Here is a 17,624-nt window from a genome sequence, read left to right as displayed (position 1 = left end):
CGTCTTCGCCCACCAGCAGGGCCAGCGCGTGTGTGGAGGGTGGTGTCAGCCCGCGACGATCTTCCGGTTGGCCGCTCCCGGCAACATGCGCAAGGTCTTGCCGACCGACGCCGTGTAGGTCTTCGACTGGATGGTGTCGACGTAACGGTATTCGGCGCGCGTTTCGGTCGGCGTGACCGTCAGCACCACGAAGCCGCGCGAGGCCGTCTCGGCGTATTGCAGCGGTCCGATCAGCTGTTCCATGCCGCCCGCCACGGTGGCCGGCGCGGCGGTGGGGAAGTAGCTCTCGAAGCCCGGCGAGCTTACCGACGGCACGCCGAATTCGACGCCGACCGCCTGGCCGTTGATGTCGGCCAGGTCGCTGGCCCAGGCATTGTGCGTGTCGCCGGCCAGCACCACCAGGTTCTTGTCGAGCGTGCGCGCCATGCCGAGCACCGTCTCGCGCGCGGCGGCATAGCCGTCCCAGGCGTCGAGGTTGTAGGGCACTTTGGGCGCGGCCAGTTGCTGTTGTTCCGCATCGCTCAGCGCCACGCCCGCGCGCACCTTGGCCGCGATGGCGAGATAGGACGAGTAGCCGGTGGCGGTCAGCACCATCGGCGCCGGCAGCAGCATGCGCGCCATCAGCACCTGCTGGCCCAGCACTTGCCAGGTGGCGGTCGATTTGCTCATCTGGCTTTGCAGCCACGCTGTCTGCTCGGTCCCCATCAGCTGGCGCGTCGGGTTCGACACGTCCGCCGCGAAGGCCGCGCTGTTGAAGCTGCCGTCCGCGCCGGCGTAGCTGGCGTAGGCCAGTTGCTTGTCGCGGCCGATCACGCGGGTGTCGAGCATGTGCAGCGACAGCAGGTTGCCGAAGTCGAAGGAGCGGTAGATGCGGTCGGGCCGCTTGGCATCGGGCACGCGGATCGGCATCCATTCGTGATACGCCTGGATCGCCATCAGGCGGCGCGCGGCCCACAGGCCCTCGGTGGCGGGATTGTGGTTTTCCGCGCCGTCGCGCCAGGTGTCGTTGGCCAGCTCGTGGTCGTCCCAGACGGCGATGAACGGGATGCGCGCGTGCACCGCCTGCAGGTCCGGGTCGGTGCGGTATTGCTGGTAGCGGCGGCGGTAGTCGGTCAGGGTGATGATCTCGGTGGCTGGCTGCGACACCCGGTTCAGGGCGGCGGCGTTCTGCGACGCGTAGCCGCCGGCCGCGTATTCGTAGATGTAGTCGCCCAGGTGCAGGCCGACGTCGATGTCGTCGAATTTGGCGGCGTCGCCGTAGACGTTGAAGTAGCCGGTCGGGTAGTTCGAGCAGCTGAAGACGGCGAAGCGGGCGCGCGACACGGCGCCGGTCGGCAAGGTCTTGGTGCGGCCGACCGGCGAGTCCACGCCCTGGCAGCGGAAGCGGTAGTAGTAGGCGCGGTTGGCCGACAGGCCGGTGGCGTCGACCTTGACCGTGTAATCGCCGGCGGCGCCGGCGCGGGCCGTGCCGGAGGCGACGATCTTGGCGAATCCGCTGTCTTCCGCCACCATCCAGCCCACGTCCATGTCGTCGGCGCCGGGCGTCGCCGTCACACGGGTCCACAGGATCACGCGGTCGCTCAGCGGGTCGCCGCTGGCCACGCCGTGCGCAAAGCTGACCGGCTGGTAGTACGGGTCGCCGCCACCGCAGGCGCTGAGCGAAATGGCGGCGGTGCCGACCGAAAAGTTGCGGATGAACTTGCGACGCGAATTCGATGGTGTCATGGCTGGGCTGTTGCCGAAAGTGAAAGAACGCGTATCTTAAGCAGCCCGCATGACGCTTTCATGACATGGTGTATCGGACGCGGAAAGAGCGCCGGTGTCAGCGGCGATGCTTGTCGAGGAAGCGCCAGATGACGTCGTTGGCATCGATGTCGCGGGTGGTTTTGCCGATCGGCAGGCCGACGTTGAACGGGTCCGCGCCCGGCCACGTGTGGCCGCCCTCCCTGACGGTCGCCAGCGCCACGCTTTGTCGGCCGTTGCCCTGTTCGAGCCAGGTCACGTCGGTGCCGTCGCCGGGATCGGCGTCGATGACACGGCGGCTGGCGCTGTCGGCGCCGGCGCCGTTCCATTTCGCCCAATAGCCGAAGGTCTCCTCCGCCGACAAATACCCGGTCGGCTTGCCGCCATGGGCCACGACCTGGTCGGCGGTGCCGTGCAGCAGCAGCACGCCGACCTTGCCGGGCTTGGTGTGGTGTTTGATTACCGGTTCCGGCATCGGCGCGCCAACCGAGGCGACGGCCGCGAACAGGTGGGGCAACTCGGCGGCGATCCGCAGCGCGAAAAAGCCGCCGCGCGACAGGCCGGTGGCGTACACGCGTTCGGCGTCGACGCGGTAGTCCTGCTTCAGTCTGGCGAGCAGTGCTTCGGTAAAGCCGATGTCGTCGGTGCCGTCGAGATAGGACATGCCGAAACCGACGTTCCAGTCCTGCTTGATGCCCGACGGGTAGACGACGATGAACTGGTGGCGGTCGGCGGCGCGGTTCATTTGCGTGTAGAGCATTTGTTCGGCCATGGTCATGCCGCCGCCATGGAAGTTGAACACCACCGGAAAGGCCTTGCGGGGCTCGCTGTCATACGACGGCGGCGTGTAGACGAGGTAGCGGCGCTTTTCCTCCTTGTGGGGAAGGGATTTCACCTGCGCGAAAGACGCCGGCGCGGCGTATGCGAGGACCAACAGGCTGATCAGGATTTTCATGGTGCGTACCCGGAAGAAGTTGAGGAGTACGCAGCATAGAAAACCGGCGGTGAAATCGCGGTGAAATCGGGCCGGTTTCAGCGCGGGCGTAGTGGCAAGGGAGGCACGAGGGGTACGATGTCGACCCGATACGCCGCCGCTTCGGCGTGGAAGGCGATTTCCCAGCCCATGGCCTTGGCGATGCGCCGCAAAAGATGCTGGCCGTGCAGAAAGCCTTGCATCGTGCCCGCCCGGTCCGGATTGATCGTGTTTGCGAGGCTGAGCACGCCGTCCGCGAACGACAGCCTCAGCCGGGAGCCGGCGCCGCCATGGAACAGCGCGTTGCCCAGGCAGTTGTTCAGCAACAGCATGGACAGATGGCGGTTTCCCGTGACCTCCAGCCGGTCGGGCAGATGCAGCGCGAGGCGGTCGCCGTCCCAGTCGGCCGCCTCCAGCAGGCGCAGCAGGCTGTCCTCTATGCAGCCGCGCAGGTCGACCGTCTCGTTAGCGATGTGCTCCGCGCGCGCCAGCGCGAACAGGACGTCGACGGTGCCTCCGAGCTCGCCGAGGCCGGCCCGCAGCTGCGATAGCTCATGCGCTTGCAGCGGACGCGACGCGGCCTGGCCGAGGACGTTGTTCATGACGGTCAGCGGCGTGCGCAACTCATGGCTGACGTCGCGGGTAAACGCCTGCTCCCGGTGCAGCGCCGCGTGCAACGCGGCTATCGTGGTGCCGAGCTTGTCCGCCAGGTAGCCGATTTCATCGCGGCGTTGCCGGGCGCTGAAGTCGGTCGACCCCTCCGGCGCCAGGCTTTTTACTTCGTCGGCCAATACCTGCAGCGGCAGCACAAGGCGCCGCGACAGCAGGTAGGCGAGCAGCAGCGCCAAGGCGATCAGCCCCAGCGCGACCGCGACCAGCACGCCGCCGACATCCTGGAACAGTTTGGACACCACCAGCAGCGGGCCGGCGTCGGCCAGCAGGTAGAGCCGCCGCCGGCCGTCCGCCGCATGCAGGTCGAGCGTGCGCAGATGAAAGTGCTGGCCGGTGTCGGTGAATATCTCGCCGCGCTCGCGCCCGGCCGCCACCTGCGCGCGCACGACGGGCGGCAGCGCGCCGGCGTTCCGGTAGACGCGAATCAGGTCGTTGCCGGTCGACTGTATGTCGCCGCCCGAGCGGAATTGCGCGGTCACGACGGCCGCTTCCCGCTCCAGCAGGCGGTCGACCAGCATGTCCTCGGTCACGTAGGAGATGATCAGCGCCAGGCCGGTATAGCCAACGCACAGCAGCACCGTGAAGCCGGCCAGCGCCGCGAACAGCCCGTGGCGGATAGATTTAAACACGGTCCTCCGCATCCAGCTTGAGGCGGTAGCCGAGCTGCGGGATGGTGGCGACCATGTCCGGCGCGCCGGCCAGTTCCAGCTGTTTGCGCAGCGCGTAGATGTGCGATTTGAGGGCGTCGCTGTCCGGTGGGTTCGCGCCCCACAGCGCGTGCGTCAGCGCCGTCCGGGACACCGCGTGCGGGTGCGCGGCGCTTAGCGCGGACAGAATCTTGAAACCGGTCTGCGTCAGCGGCACCGGGACGCCGTTGTGGAGCGTGCGCTTTTCCCTGGGAAGCAAGGTCAGCGGGCCGACGCGCACTTCCTGGCCGACATGCAGTTGCGCGCGCCGCGCCAGCGCCTCGCAACGCAGGGCGAGTTCGCGCAGGTCGAACGGTTTGGTCAGATAATCGTCGGCGCCGCCGTTGAAGCCGCGCGCCTTGTCTTCGAACGCGTCGCGGGCGGTGAGCATCAATATCGGCACGTTGCGCGGCGCGCGCGCCTTGATCGCGCGGCAGACGTCGAGGCCGTCGATGTCGGGGAGATTGAGGTCGAGCAGAACGACATCGTACGTCTCGCGCGTCGCCAGTTCGATGGCGAGCGCGCCGGTGGCGGCATGGTCGGTTTGCCACTTGAGGCCGTCGAGGAAGTCCACGATCTGGCGCGCGATCGTCGGGTGGTCTTCCACCACCAGGATGGTCAGGGAGTTGCGGTTCATTATCTGGGTGCGCGATGGACGTGGACGCGGCAAGTGCGACGGGTGGCGGTCGCTGCCGCACAGCAGTATAGCGGCAACCAACCATGCCGGGGTCGGCGGCGGACAAGGGCCGGCAGGTTGATATTTCTCCAAGCCGGCCCATCCCAAATCGGTAGTGTGCATAGAGGCCCATCCCTCCAGGAGACTATCATGTCACACGCCTGCCGTTGTTTGTTGTTGACCGCTTTGACCGCCATTCTCGTGGCCGCCCAAGCGTCGCCGCGCTATGCCTTCACCGCCGTGGGACTCACGTCCGAAAAAAGCTTGGCCCAGAGTATTAGCAATGCGGGTCACGTCACCGGCAGGGTGGTAAGCAAGCCCTTCCTGTATTCACACGGCGTGTTCACGCAACTGCCGAGTCCAACGTACGGCATAGGTGAAGGCGTCAATAGCTCGGGACAGGTCGTGGGCGGTTTGTCGGATGGCCCCGGCGAGGGCCGCGCCTTTCTGTACAGCGACGGCGTCATGCACGAGTTCGCCGGCCCGGGTTCGACGGCCAACGCCATCAACGAGGCCGGCCATGTGGCCGGCACAGTGGTCAAGGACGGCTACGGGCGTGCCTTCCTGTACCGCGACGGCGTCATCCACGACCTCGGCACCTTACCTGCGGGCAAATTTAGCTCTGCGACGGCCATGAACAATCGTGGCCAGATCGCCGGCATTGCCGAGTATCAGTGGTCCGAGTGGGGCGGCGGGCCGGAGCACGCCTTCTTATACGAGAACGGTGTCATGACGGACCTGGGCACACTCGGTGGTAGGAACAGCTGGGCCTTTGGCATCAATGAGCGTGGCCAAGTGGTGGGCGGCTCGGAGCTTCCCGAAGGGGACCCCGACGGCGAGCATGCCTTCCTGTACGAGGATGGCGTCATGCTGGACCTCGGCACGCTGGCGCCGGGGTCGAAGTCGCGGGCGCGCGGGATCAATAATCTGGGCCAGGTGGTCGGTTCGTATTCGTTAAACACAGGGCGCTCCTTCATCTACCACCGGCGCTTCGGCATGCGCGATCTGAACGCCATGGTGGACCCGGCGAGCGGCTGGTTCATCCAGGGAGCCTACAGCATCAACGACCGTCAGCAGATTGTCGGCCTGGGCTGCAAGAACGGCCAATACGGCGCGGTGCTGCTCAATCCCATCAAGGCCGGCGCCTGGGTCGGCAGCGACCATGTGGAGGAAGACGAGCCGGCGCGGCATGAACCGGCGCAGGAGAATCCGCCTTGCCCGTACGGGTAGGCCAGCCATTGCACATCATCGCTGGGGTCACGAGTAACCTTGGGCATCAGCCAGTGACCCGCACAATCGCGATGTGGAAGAGCAGCGGGTACAACCTGATCATTCGACCGTATCCGTCCCCCGGCCCGCTTTCTTCCGAAACTGGGCCGCCTTGTAGCGGTTGCCGCACAGGGCCATGCTGCACCAGCGCCGCTTGTGCGCTTTGGTGCGGTCGTAAAACCACAGGATGCATTCGGGGTGCTCGCACTGCTTGACGAGGTGGAAGTCGCCTTCGACCAGTAGTTGCGCAGTTGCCTCGGCCACCGCACCCAACATCGATGAGACCGGGTCGGCGCGGACCTGCCGCGTGAGAGTCAAGCCGCCTTCGCTGTCACGTGCCAGGTGCGGCGCGGTGAGGTGGGCTTGCAGATACGCGTCGAGGCCGGCAATATCGCCGAGCCTGTCATCCTTGCGTTCCCCGATCAGCCGCCTTGCCAACGCGCGCAGCGTTTTCGCCCGTGTCAGCAGCGCGGCCAGGTCCACCGGGCTTTCCGTGCCGACCGGCGCGATGCCATGGCGCGCCAGCCACGCCAGAACGTCCTCTCCGCTATCCCAATAGTCGACCGTTTCGCCGTCCACGCTGGCCTCGGTGTTCAGCAGATCCATCGCCAGATGGTCGCCCACCCTCGGCGCTTCCGATACCCCGCTAGCGGGATGCTTTTGTGCTCTCATGATCTGATAACCGTTAAAGTTTGTGTTGACAGGTTACTTAAAACTTCGGATACTCCGTCTTAAGTAACCAATTTGAGTCAATTATAGCGGTTATTCAAGCCGCTCAACATTTACTAGCCGAAGGAATCGACATGAACCTCAAACCGTCGCTGTTCGCCGCAGCCAGCCTAGCCACCGCCCTCGTCGCCAACGCCGCCGACAATACCGCGCAAGTCCATCACCGTACGCTGGAAGTCCAGGGCGTCAACATCTTCTACCGCGAGGCTGGCCCGGCCAAGGCGCCCGTTGTGTTGCTGCTGCATGGCTTTGGCGCCTCTTCGTATATGTTCCGCGATCTGATCCCGCAACTGGCGACCAAATACCACGTGATCGCGCCGGATTTGCCGGGCTTCGGCCAGACGAGCGTCATGCCCGGCAAGCAGTTCGCTTACACCTTCGACAACCTCGCCTCCGTGATCGACGCCTTCACTGTGGCGAAGGGGGCGGAGCGCTACGCGATGTATGTGTTCGATTATGGCGCGCCGGTCGGCTGGCGCCTGGCGGTGAGGAATCCGCAAAAAGTCACGGCGATCGTCAGCCAGAACGGCAATGGCTACGAAGAGGGCTTGAGCGACGGGTGGGCCGATATGCGCAAGGCCTGGGCCGATCCCACCGCCGCCAACCGCGAGGCCTTGCGCCGCTTCAATACGCTGGACATGACCAAATGGCAGTACACCGAGGGCGTGCGCGATGCGTCGCTGATTGCGCCAGAGACATGGCAGTTGGCGCACGCGGCGATAGAGCGCATCGGCGTTGAGGTGCAAATGGACCTGCTGCTCGACTACGGCCAGAACATCAAGCAGTACAGCCAGCTGCATGAATTTTTCCGCAGCCACCGCCCGCCGACCTTGGCGATCTGGGGCAAGAACGATCCGTTCTTCCTGCCGGCCGGCGCCGAAGCGTTTAAACGCGACAATCCTAAAGCCGAAGTGCGCTTCCTGGACTCGGGCCACTTCGCCATCGAGACCCACGGCCAGGAGATCGCCACGCAAATGCTGGAATTCCTGAACCGTAACGTCAAGCCTTGACGACAAATGAAAACGCCCCGCGAGCCTTGTGGCTGGCGGGGCGTTTTCTTTCAGTTTTGCGAAAAGGCTTATTCGGCCAGCTTGGCCTTCAGCAGCTCGGTCAGCTGGGCCGGGTTGGCCTTGCCGCGCGACGCCTTCATCGCCTGGCCGATCAGCGCGTTGAGCGCCGCTTCCTTGCCGGCGCGGTACTGCTCCACCGATTTGGCGTTGGCGGCGATGACGTCATTAACGATGGCTTCCAGCGCGCCGGTGTCCGAGATCTGCTTCAGACCCTTGGCTTCGATGATGGTGTCGACCAGGTTCTCATCCGAAGATTTGGCTTCCCACATGCCGGCGAAGACTTCCTTCGCCGCCTTGTTGGAGATCGTGCCGTCGGCGATGCGCTTCAACATCGCGGCCAGCTGCGCGGCCGATACCGGCGAGTCGTCCAGGTCCACGCCTTCGCGGTTCAGGGTCGACGAGACGTCGCCCATCAGCCAGTTGGCGGCGGCCTTGGCGTTTTCCTTGCCGGCTTTTTCCACCACGGCGACGAAGTAGGTCGCCATCGATTTGGACGCCGTCAGCACCAGCGAATCGTATTCCGGCAGCGCGTACTCGCTGACGAAACGCGCGCGCATGGCGGCCGGCAGTTCCGGCATCGAGGCCTTCACCTTCGCGATCCATTCGTCCGAAATCACCAGCGGCGGCAGGTCGGGGTCCGGGAAGTAGCGGTAATCCTGCGCGTCTTCCTTGCTGCGCATTTCGCGCGTCTCTTTGCGGTCCGGATCGTACAGGCGCGTCGCCTGCACGACCTTGCCGCCGTCTTCGATCAACTCGATCTGGCGGCGCACTTCGACGTGCACCGCTTCCTCGATGAAGCGGAACGAGTTCAGGTTCTTGATCTCGCAACGGGTGCCGTATTCCTTCTGTCCCTTGGGGCGCACCGAGACGTTGACGTCGCAGCGGAACGAGCCTTCCTGCATGTTGCCGTCGCAGACGCCGAGCCACATCACCAGCGAGTGCAGCGCCTTGGCGTAGGCCACCGCTTCGGCGGCGCTGCGGATTTCCGGCTCGGAGACGATTTCCAGCAGCGGCGTGCCGGCGCGGTTCAAGTCGATGCCGCTCATGCCGGCGTAGTCCTCGTGCAGCGATTTGCCGGCGTCTTCTTCCAGGTGGGCGCGCGTCAGGTTGACGGTCTTGGTGACGAATTCGCCATCCTTTTCGAAGCCGAACGTCAGCGAGCCGCCGATGACCACCGGGTCTTCGAACTGGCTGATCTGGTAGCCCTTCGGCAGGTCCGGATAGAAGTAGTTTTTGCGGGCGAAGATCGACGCCGGCGCGATTTTTGCGCCGACGGCCAGGCCGAAGCGGATGGCGCGGTCGACGGCCTGCTTGTTCATCACCGGCAGCACGCCGGGCAGCGCCAGGTCCACGGGACTGGCTTGCGTGTTCGGCTCGGCGCCGAACTTGATCGGCGAGCCGCTGAAGATTTTTGATTCGGTCGTGAGCTGCACGTGGTTCTCAAGACCGATGACGACTTCCCATTCCATATGATTCTCGCTCTGTTCTATGTTAGATGCCGGCCGGAGCGCGGGTGTGCCAGTCGGTCGCCAGCTGGTACTGGTGGGCGACGTTGAGCAGCTTCGCTTCGCCGAAATGCTTGCCGATGATTTGCAGTCCCACCGGGCGGTTGGCGTTCTTGTCGCCCTGGCCGAAGCCGCACGGGATCGACATGCCGGGCAGGCCGGCCAGGCTGGTCGACAGAGTGAAGATGTCGGCCAAGTAGGCGGCCACCGGGTCGTCGGACTTGTCGCCCAGGTCCCAGGCGACGGTCGGCGCGACCGGGCCCATGATGACGTCGCAGACGGCGTTCGGGCCGTTGAGCACCGCTTCGAAGTCCTGCGCGATCAGGCGGCGGATCTTTTGCGCCTTGAGGTAGTAGGCGTCGTAGTAGCCGTGGCACAGCACATACGTCCCCACCATGATGCGGCGTTTGACTTCGGCGCCGAAGCCTTCCGCGCGGCTCTTGCGGTACATGTCCGACAGGTCCTTGTAGTCGGCGGCGCGGTGGCCGTAACGCACGCCGTCAAAGCGCGACAGGTTGGACGACGCCTCGGCCGGAGCGATCATGTAGTAGGCCGGGATCGACAGCGCGGTATTCGGCAGCGAAATGTCGACCAGGGTCGCGCCCAGCGCCACGTACTGCGCCAGCGCGGCGCGCACGGCCTGTTCGACGTCGGCCGCGAGGCCTTCGCCGAAGTATTCCTTCGGTACGCCGATGCGCAGGCCGGTCAGGGGCTGGCCCAGTTCACGCGTGAAGTCTTCGTCGACCCCGCCCAGTTCCGGCGTCAGCGAGGTCGAATCGCGTTCGTCGAAGCCGGCCATGGCGTTGAGCAGCAGTGCGCAGTCCTCGGCCGTTTGCGCCATCGGGCCGCCCTGGTCGAGCGACGAGGCGAAGGCGATCATGCCGAAGCGGGACACGCGGCCGTACGTCGGCTTGATGCCGGTGATGCCGCAGAAGGCGGCCGGCTGGCGGATCGAGCCGCCGGTGTCGGTGCCGGTGACGGCCGGCGCCAGGCGCGCGGCGATGGCGGCGGCCGAGCCGCCCGACGAGCCGCCCGGCACGGCGTTCTTGTCCCACGGGTTCTTGACCGGGCCAAAGGCCGAGTTCTCGTTGGCCGAGCCCATGGCGAATTCGTCGCAATTCAATTTGCCCAAGGTGACCATGCCGGCCTTGCGGAACTTCTCGACGACGGTGGCGTCGAACGGGCTGACGTAGTCGGCCAGCATCTTCGAGCCGGCGGTCGAGCGCCAGTCGCGCGTGACGAAGATATCCTTGTGGGCGATCGGCACGCCGGTCAGCGGGGTGGCGGTGCCGGCGGCGATGCGGGCGTCCGCCTCGGCGGCCTGCGCCAGCGTCAGGGCGCGGTCCACGTGCAGGAAGGCGTTCAGGTCGCTCTTCTCGATGCGGTCGAGGAAGTGCGTGGCCAGCTCGGTGGCGGTGACGGCTTTGCTTTGCAGGAGCGCGGACAGCTCTTTAAGGGTTTTGGTGTGCATGGCGTTTCAATTCAATTCGGGGATGATCGAGGCGAAGATGGGGGCTAAGCCTCGTGGCAAAAGCCACGCGCGTGGTCGGCTTGCTTACTCGGCTTGCTTTTTCGGCTTGCTTATTCGATCACTTTCGGCACCAGATACAGGCCATCCTGTGTCTTTGGCGCGACGGCCTGGTAGTCCTCGCGGCGATTGGACTCGGTGGCCGCGTCCTCGCGCAGGCGCAGGGCGATGTTGTTCATGTGCGCCGCCAGCGGGTGGCTCAGCGGGGCGACGCCGTCGGTGTCGACCGCCTGCATCTGTTCGGCCAGCGCGAAAATGCCATTCAGCTGCTCGAGCGCGGTGGCGCTCTGCTGCTCGCTCATCTCAAGCTGGGCCAGTTTGGCAATGCGTGTTACGTCGGATAGGGTCAGGGACATAGCGAATGGCGCGGACGGGCCGCGCGGGGTTTAATTGTTACATTGATAAAAAACTTGAAGTTCTGGCTAATCGCTGGCAAAAGCGGACGATTGCCGCTTAACTTGCAAGCTGAGCCGATACACTTTTGGGTGGATTTTCGGCAAATCGCATTCAAATTATAAGGTAGAATGGCGGGTTGATGCGTTGCCGGGGCTGAATCATTGCCGCCGCCGCTCTCCACAGGACATCTTTCTACAGCTTACGCGCACCCAGCGGCGCCACAGGACACACATGTTTGGTTTTTTACGCAGGTATATTTCCACTGATCTGGCCATCGATTTGGGCACGGCCAACACCTTGATTTACGTCCGCGGCCAGGGCATCGTCCTGGATGAACCATCGGTCGTCGCGATCCGCCAAGAGGGCGGTCCTAACGGCAAGAAAACGATACAAGCGGTTGGTAAGGAAGCAAAACAGATGCTGGGCAAAGTCCCCGGCAACATCGAGGCGATCCGCCCGATGAAAGACGGCGTGATCGCCGACTTCACCGTCACCGAGCAAATGCTCAAGCAGTTCATCCGCATGGTGCACGACTCCAAATTCTTCCGTCCTTCCCCGCGCATCATCATTTGCGTGCCGTGCGGCTCGACCCAGGTCGAACGCCGCGCGATCCGCGAATCGGCGCTCGGCGCCGGCGCCTCGCAGGTGTACCTGATCGAAGAACCGATGGCCGCCGCGATCGGCGCCGGCCTGCCGGTGTCGGACGCCACCGGCTCGATGGTGGTCGACATCGGCGGCGGCACCACCGAGGTGGGCATCATCTCGCTGGGCGGCATGGTCTATAAAGGTTCGGTGCGCGTCGGCGGCGACAAGTTCGACGAGGCGATCGTCAACTACATCCGCCGCAACTACGGCATGCTGATCGGCGAGCAGACCGCCGAGGCGATCAAGAAGGCCATCGGTTCGGCCTTCCCGGGATCGGAAGTCAAGGAGATGGAAGTCAAGGGCCGCAACCTGTCCGAGGGTATTCCGCGCTCGTTCACGATTTCGTCCAACGAGATCCTCGAAGCGCTGACCGATCCGCTCAATAACATCGTCTCGGCCGTGAAGAACGCGCTGGAACAGACGCCGCCCGAACTGGGCGCCGACATCGCCGAAAAAGGCATGATGCTGACCGGCGGCGGCGCGCTGCTGCGCGATCTGGACCGCCTGCTGATGGAGGAAACCGGCCTGCCGGTGCTGGTGGCCGAAGACCCGCTGACCTGCGTGGTGCGGGGATCGGGCATGGCGCTGGAGCGGATGGACCAACTGGGCTCGATCTTCTCCTACGAATGATCAAGACGGGGCCGCGAAACAGCGGCCCCGGTGCTTTGGGTGAGTTGACAGTCTCGTTGGCGCGGGAGCGCCGGATTATTGGAAGTCATGGAATACAGTCCTCCGCCACTTTTCAAGCAAGGCGCTTCGGCCCGGGTCAAGATGACGGTGTTCGCGTGCATATCGATTGCACTGCTGTTGGTCGACGCGCGCATGCGCACCCTGTCGACCGTGCGCCAGGTCGCGGGTACCGTGTTGTATCCGCTGCAGATGGTCGCGCTGCTGCCGCGCGACGCCATTTACGGCGTCGGCGACTACTTCTCCACCTTGTCGTCGATGAAAAAGCAGGTCAATGAGCTCAAACGCCAGCAGATCGCCGACGCCCAGGCGCTGCAGCAGGCGCAGCTTCGCACCGTCGAGAACAACCAGCTGCGCAAGCTGATGGGCGCGCGCGAGCAGCTGCCCGTCAAGTCGATGCTGGCCGAGGTGCTGTACGACGCGCGCGACGCCAACAGCCGCAAGATCATCCTCGACCGCGGCATCAAGAGCGACGTCATGCTCGGCATGCCGGTGATCGACAACCAGGGCGTGGTCGGGCAGGTGACGCGGGTGTTCCCGTTCACGTCCGAGGTCACGCTGCTGACCGATAAAGAACAGGCCATTCCCGTCCAGCTGCTGCGCAACGGCTTGCGCAGCGTCGCTTATGGCCGCGGCAAGATCGGCGCGCTGGAGCTGCGCTTCACCGCGCCCAACGCCGATATCCAGGTCGGCGACATCGTCGTCACCTCGGGCCTGGACGGCATCTATCCGGCCGGCCTGGCCGTGGCGCGCGTGACGCAGGTGGAAAACAGCGCCGGCGGTTCCTTCGGCGGCGTGATCTGCCAGCCGCTGGCCGGCGTCGCCAACAATACCCAGTTGCTGATCCTGATGTCGACGCCGGAGCTGCCTCCGCGCCCGCCCGAGGAAGAGCCGCGCACGCCGAAGAAGGGCAATAACAAGATGGCGCCCGTCAAGGACCCGGCGAAAGAGGGCGCCGACGGCCAGGCCGCGCCGGCCGCCGCTGCCACCGCCCCAGTCAACAACGCGGCGCCGGGACTGATGCCGGTGATGCCGCCGCCGCTGCCGCCCAAAGTCGCGCCGACAGACGGCGCCGCCACCGCGCCTGCCACTGGCGCGGCAGCCAAACCCACGACCACCACGCCGGCGACGGCCGCACCGGCTGCACAAGCACCGGCCGCCGCCACCACACCGAAGGAGCCGGCACGATGAACCGTCCACACTATATTCTGCTGCCGGTCAGCCCGCTGTTCATCGCCTTCAGCCTGTTCTGCGCCTTTTTACTGAACTTGCTGCCGTGGGGGCAGTTCGTCGGCGTGCCCGATTTCGTCGCGCTGGTGCTGGTGTTCTGGGGCGTCCACCAGCCGCGCAAGGTCGGCATCGGCACCGCCTTCTTCCTTGGCCTGCTGATGGACGTCCACGACTCGACCCTGCTGGGCGAGAACGCGCTGGCCTATACCTTGCTGTCGTACTTCGCCATCATGCTGCACCGGCGCGTGCTGTGGTTCCCGCTGCTGACGCAGGCGATGCACGTGTTTCCGCTGCTGCTCATGGCGCAGTCGATCCAGCTGGTGATCCGCTTCTTCGTCTCCGGTAAGTTCCCGAGCTGGTACTACTTCGTCGAAAGCGTGATCGCCGTGGCCCTGTGGCCGATCGCCACCTGGCTGCTGCTGGCGCCCCAGCGGCGCGCGGTCGACCGCGACCACACCCGCCCGATCTGATCGATCTGATCCCGGCCCCGCCATGACTGAGCTTAAGGACAACCAGCGCGAACTGCACAAGTTCCGTCTGCGCCTGACGGTACTGGGCGGGTTGGTGTTCATTTGCTTCGGGCTGCTGCTGACGCGCTTCATCTGGCTGCAGGTGGTCAAGCACGCCGACTACGCCGTCAAGGCGGAGGACAACCGCATCGCCATCGTGCCGATCGCGCCCAACCGGGGCCTGATCCTGGACCGCAACGGCGTGGTCCTGGCGCGTAACTTCTCGGCCTACACGCTGGAGGTCACGCCGGCCAAGCTGTCCATGACCTTGGACGAAACGATCGACGAACTGGCCAAACTGGTCTCCATCGAGGTCAAGGACCGCAAGCGCTTTCGCAAGCTGCTGGAAGAGTCCAAGCGCTTCGAGAGCGTGCCGCTGCGCACCCGGCTGACCGACGAGGAGGTGGCCCGCTTCTCTGCGCAACGCTTCCGCTTTCCCGGCGTGGAGATCCAGGCCCGCCTGTTCCGCCAGTACCCGCAGGGCGAGATCGCCTCGCACGTGATCGGGTATATCGGCCGCGTCAACCAGTCCGAGGCCCGCGCCATCGCCGAAACCGATGATGCCGCCAACTATAACGGCACCAACCATATCGGCAAGGAAGGCTTGGAAAAAAGCTACGAGAAGCACCTGCACGGCACCACCGGTTACGAGGAGGTGGAGGTGTCGGCCGGCGGGCGCGCGATCCGCACGCTGTCGCGCACCAACGCCACGCCGGGCAGCAACCTGATACTGTCGATCGACATCGAGCTGCAGAAGGTGATCGAGGAAGCCTTCGGCGAATGGCGCGGCGCGCTGGTGGCGATCGAACCGGAGACGGGCGACATCCTGGCCTATGTGTCGCGGCCCGGCTACGATCCCAACCTGTTCGTCGACGGCATCGACTCGCAAAGCTGGAACGAACTCAATACTTCGCTGGACCGGCCCATGGTGAACCGCCCGCTGTCGGGCACCTATCCGCCGGGATCGACCTTCAAGCCCTTCATGGCGCTGGCGGCGCTGGAGCTGGGCAAGCGCACGCCGAACCAGTCGATCTCGGACGCGGGCTACTTCACCTTGGGCGGGCACCGCTTCCGCGACGACAAGCCGGGCGGCCACGGCACCGTCGACATGTACAAGTCCATCGTCGACTCCTGCGACACGTATTACTACATCCTCGGCAACGAGATGGGGATCGACGCGATCAGCGATTTCATGAAGCCTTTCGGTTTCGGCCAGCTGACCGGCATCGACCTGGAACACGAGAAGCAGGGCGTGCTGCCGTCGAAGGAATGGAAGCGCAACCGCTTCAAGAAAAACGTGGCGGCGCAGAAGTGGGTCGGCGGCGACACCATCTCGATCAGCATCGGCAACGGCTACAACAACTACACGCCGCTGCAAATGGCGCACGCCACGGCCAACCTGGCCAACAACGGCGTGGTGATGAAGCCGCACCTGGTCAAGATCGTCGAAGACCCGGCCACGCGCGCGCGCCGGCTGACGGTGCCCAAGGAAAGCTACCGCATCCCGCTCAAGCAGCAGAATATCGACTTCATCAAGAACGCGATGGTCGGCGTGACCACCGGCGGCACGGCCGCGCGCGCGTTCGCCAACGCCGGCTACACCTCCGGCGGCAAGACCGGCACCGCGCAGCTGTTCGCCATCAAGAAGAACGAGAAGTACAATGCCGCCCTGGTCGCCGAGCGCCTGCGCGACAACGCCCTCTACACGGCCTTCGCGCCGGCCGACAAGCCGCGCATCGCCATCGCCGTGGTGGTGGAGAACGGCGGCTTCGGCGCCGCCGTGGCCGCGCCGATCGTGCGCAAGGCCCTGGACTACTACATGCTCGGCAAGCGCGCCGGCGACAAGGACACCACGCCCGTGCCGAAGGAGGACGCGGTGCTGCGCTCCTTGCCGGAGCTCCAGGCCGAACAGGGCGTGGTCGATGAAAAAAAGCCGGGTGCTGAAACCCCGGGCAACACCGAATAAAAGGATCTGCATGCGCATCAACGAAAGGCGTTCCCTGTGGCGCCGCCTTCGCCCGTACTTCACGGTTTTCGACGGACCGCTGACCTTCATCATCCTGATGCTGCTGACGGTCAGTTCGATCACCTTGTACTCGGCCAGCATCGGCATTCCGGGCAAGATGGAAGACCACATGCGCAACATCCTGCTGTCGTTCGCGGTGATGTGGGTCGTCGCCAACATCTCGCCGCAGATGATGATGCGTATCGCGGTGCCGGCCTACACGGTCGGCATGATCCTGCTGGTGGCGGTGGCGCTGGTCGGCACCATCAAGCTTGGCGCCCGGCGCTGGCTGCACGTCGGGATCGACATCCAGCCGTCCGAATTCATGAAAATCGTCACGCCGATGATGCTGGCCTGGTTCTTCCAGCATCGCGCCGGGCAGCTGCGCTGGCAAAGCTATGGCATCGCCGCGCTGCTGCTGATGATGCCCGTGGGTCTGATCGTCAGGCAGCCCGACCTCGGCACCGCGCTGCTGGTGGTGGCGGCGGGCTTCTCGGTCATCTTCCTGGCCGGCCTGTCGTGGAAGGCGCTGGCCGGCCTGCTGGCCGCCTTCGCCGCCAGCCTCCCGGTGATCTGGTCGCTGCTGCACGACTACCAGCGCGAACGCGTGATGACCTTGATCGATCCGACCTCCGACCCGCTGGGCAAGGGATTCCACATCATCCAGTCGACCATCGCCGTCGGCTCGGGCGGCATCACCGGCAAGGGCTGGACGCAGGGCACGCAGGCCCACCTGGAATTCATCCCGGAGCGCACCACCGACTTTATCTTCGCCGTCTACTCCGAGGAGTTCGGCCTGGTGGGCAACCTGGTGCTGATGCTGCTGTTCCTGCTGTTGATCGGCCGTGGCCTGATGATCGCCGGGAACGCGCCCAATTTCTTCAGCCGCCTGATGGCCGGCGCCATGACAATGATTTACTTCACCTACGCGTTCGTCAACATGGGCATGGTCAGCGGCATCCTGCCGGTGGTCGGCGTGCCGCTGCCGTATATGAGCTACGGCGGCACCGCGTTGCTCACCCTGGGCATCGCCGGCGGTATTTTGATGAGCATCCAGCGCCACCGCAAGCTGGTGCAAACGTGATGCGCGCCGATACCGATACCCACGACGTCGACGCGCGCCGCTTCCGCCGCCGCCTCAAGGGACTGGCGATGGTCGCGTTCATCGGCCTCGGGCTGCTGATGGCGCGCATCGTCTGGTTGCAGGTGGTGCGGCATGACGACTATGCCGTCATGGCCGAACAGAATCGCGCCGCGGCGCAGCCGTCGGGGCAGCCGCCCGCCGGCGCGAAGTAAGGGCG

The 17,624-nt window shown here is 65.0% G+C and carries 16 protein-coding genes; 8 read left to right on the top strand and 8 right to left on the bottom strand.

Annotation, left to right across the window (positions count from 1 at the left end):
• Positions 1-45: 45 nt before the first annotated feature.
• The 4 genes from NHH88_29470 to NHH88_29455 all read right to left on the bottom strand — a co-directional run bounded on the left by NHH88_29470 (position 46) and on the right by NHH88_29455 (position 4,711).
• A complete protein-coding gene (locus NHH88_29470) occupies positions 46-1,725 on the bottom strand; it encodes an alkaline phosphatase D family protein (GenBank protein ID USX13732.1) in 1,680 nt (559 codons plus the stop codon).
• Between the two features lie 97 nt (positions 1,726-1,822).
• Positions 1,823-2,698, bottom strand: coding sequence for an alpha/beta hydrolase-fold protein (locus NHH88_29465; protein ID USX13731.1), 876 nt, complete (start codon positions 2,696-2,698; stop codon positions 1,823-1,825).
• A 77-nt stretch (positions 2,699-2,775) separates the two neighbouring features.
• Entirely contained in the window at positions 2,776-4,017 is a 1,242-nt protein-coding gene (locus NHH88_29460) for a hypothetical protein (protein ID USX13730.1), read from the bottom strand.
• Positions 4,010-4,711, bottom strand: coding sequence for a response regulator transcription factor (locus NHH88_29455; GenBank protein ID USX13729.1), 702 nt, complete (start codon positions 4,709-4,711; stop codon positions 4,010-4,012). Before NHH88_29455 ends, NHH88_29460 begins: the two co-directional genes overlap by 8 nt.
• 189 nt (positions 4,712-4,900) lie before the next feature.
• Here NHH88_29455 and NHH88_29450 point away from each other — a divergent pair, with 189 nt between their 5' ends.
• Positions 4,901-5,980, top strand: a complete 1,080-nt coding sequence (locus tag NHH88_29450; protein ID USX13728.1) for a hypothetical protein — start codon at positions 4,901-4,903, stop codon at positions 5,978-5,980.
• A gap of 99 nt (positions 5,981-6,079) precedes the next feature.
• On the opposite strand, the gene NHH88_29445 is transcribed toward NHH88_29450, so the two are convergent.
• Positions 6,080-6,625 (bottom strand): CGNR zinc finger domain-containing protein, encoded by a 546-nt coding sequence (locus NHH88_29445; protein ID USX13727.1) that lies wholly within the window; start codon positions 6,623-6,625, stop codon positions 6,080-6,082.
• Between the two features lie 197 nt (positions 6,626-6,822).
• Between NHH88_29445 and NHH88_29440 the strand changes: the two genes are divergently transcribed.
• Positions 6,823-7,758, top strand: a complete 936-nt coding sequence (locus tag NHH88_29440) for an alpha/beta hydrolase (protein ID USX13726.1) — start codon at positions 6,823-6,825, stop codon at positions 7,756-7,758.
• A gap of 68 nt (positions 7,759-7,826) precedes the next feature.
• Here the strand turns inward: NHH88_29440 and gatB are convergent, their stop codons facing one another.
• The 3 genes from gatB to gatC all read right to left on the bottom strand — a co-directional run bounded on the left by gatB (position 7,827) and on the right by gatC (position 11,207).
• On the bottom strand, positions 7,827-9,287 hold the full coding sequence (gatB, locus tag NHH88_29435) for an Asp-tRNA(Asn)/Glu-tRNA(Gln) amidotransferase subunit GatB (GenBank protein USX13725.1): 1,461 nt from the start codon (positions 9,285-9,287) through the stop codon (positions 7,827-7,829).
• A gap of 22 nt (positions 9,288-9,309) precedes the next feature.
• Positions 9,310-10,794, bottom strand: a complete 1,485-nt coding sequence (gene gatA / locus NHH88_29430) for an Asp-tRNA(Asn)/Glu-tRNA(Gln) amidotransferase subunit GatA (protein ID USX13724.1) — start codon at positions 10,792-10,794, stop codon at positions 9,310-9,312.
• 110 nt (positions 10,795-10,904) lie between these two features.
• Positions 10,905-11,207: an Asp-tRNA(Asn)/Glu-tRNA(Gln) amidotransferase subunit GatC gene (gene gatC / locus NHH88_29425; protein ID USX13723.1), complete on the bottom strand. Its 303-nt coding sequence runs from the start codon at positions 11,205-11,207 to the stop codon at positions 10,905-10,907.
• 271 nt (positions 11,208-11,478) lie between these two features.
• On the opposite strand from gatC, the gene NHH88_29420 reads away from it, so the two are divergent.
• The 6 genes from NHH88_29420 to NHH88_29395 all read left to right on the top strand — a co-directional run bounded on the left by NHH88_29420 (position 11,479) and on the right by NHH88_29395 (position 17,619).
• Positions 11,479-12,522, top strand: coding sequence for a rod shape-determining protein (locus NHH88_29420; GenBank protein USX13722.1), 1,044 nt, complete (start codon positions 11,479-11,481; stop codon positions 12,520-12,522).
• Between the two features lie 87 nt (positions 12,523-12,609).
• Positions 12,610-13,770, top strand: coding sequence for a rod shape-determining protein MreC (gene mreC, locus NHH88_29415; GenBank protein USX13721.1), 1,161 nt, complete (start codon positions 12,610-12,612; stop codon positions 13,768-13,770).
• Positions 13,767-14,279, top strand: a complete 513-nt coding sequence (mreD, locus tag NHH88_29410) for a rod shape-determining protein MreD (GenBank protein ID USX13720.1) — start codon at positions 13,767-13,769, stop codon at positions 14,277-14,279. Before mreC ends, mreD begins: the two co-directional genes overlap by 4 nt.
• A gap of 22 nt (positions 14,280-14,301) precedes the next feature.
• A complete protein-coding gene (mrdA, locus tag NHH88_29405; GenBank protein ID USX13719.1) occupies positions 14,302-16,284 on the top strand; it encodes a penicillin-binding protein 2 in 1,983 nt (660 codons plus the stop codon).
• A 10-nt stretch (positions 16,285-16,294) separates the two neighbouring features.
• On the top strand, positions 16,295-17,407 hold the full coding sequence (rodA, locus tag NHH88_29400; GenBank protein USX13718.1) for a rod shape-determining protein RodA: 1,113 nt from the start codon (positions 16,295-16,297) through the stop codon (positions 17,405-17,407).
• Positions 17,407-17,619 carry a hypothetical protein gene (locus tag NHH88_29395; GenBank protein USX13717.1) on the top strand — a complete coding sequence of 71 codons (213 nt, stop codon included), beginning with the start codon at positions 17,407-17,409 and terminating at the stop codon, positions 17,617-17,619. The genes rodA and NHH88_29395 overlap by 1 nt, the downstream gene beginning before the upstream one ends.
• Positions 17,620-17,624 lie beyond the last annotated feature (5 nt).

It is taken from the genome of Oxalobacteraceae bacterium OTU3CAMAD1 (genome assembly GCA_024123915.1).
Taxonomy (GTDB): Bacteria; Pseudomonadota; Gammaproteobacteria; order Burkholderiales; family Burkholderiaceae_D; genus Rugamonas.
The sequence above is the reverse complement of the archived record's forward strand: the minus strand, read 5'-3'. Positions and strand labels throughout refer to the sequence as shown.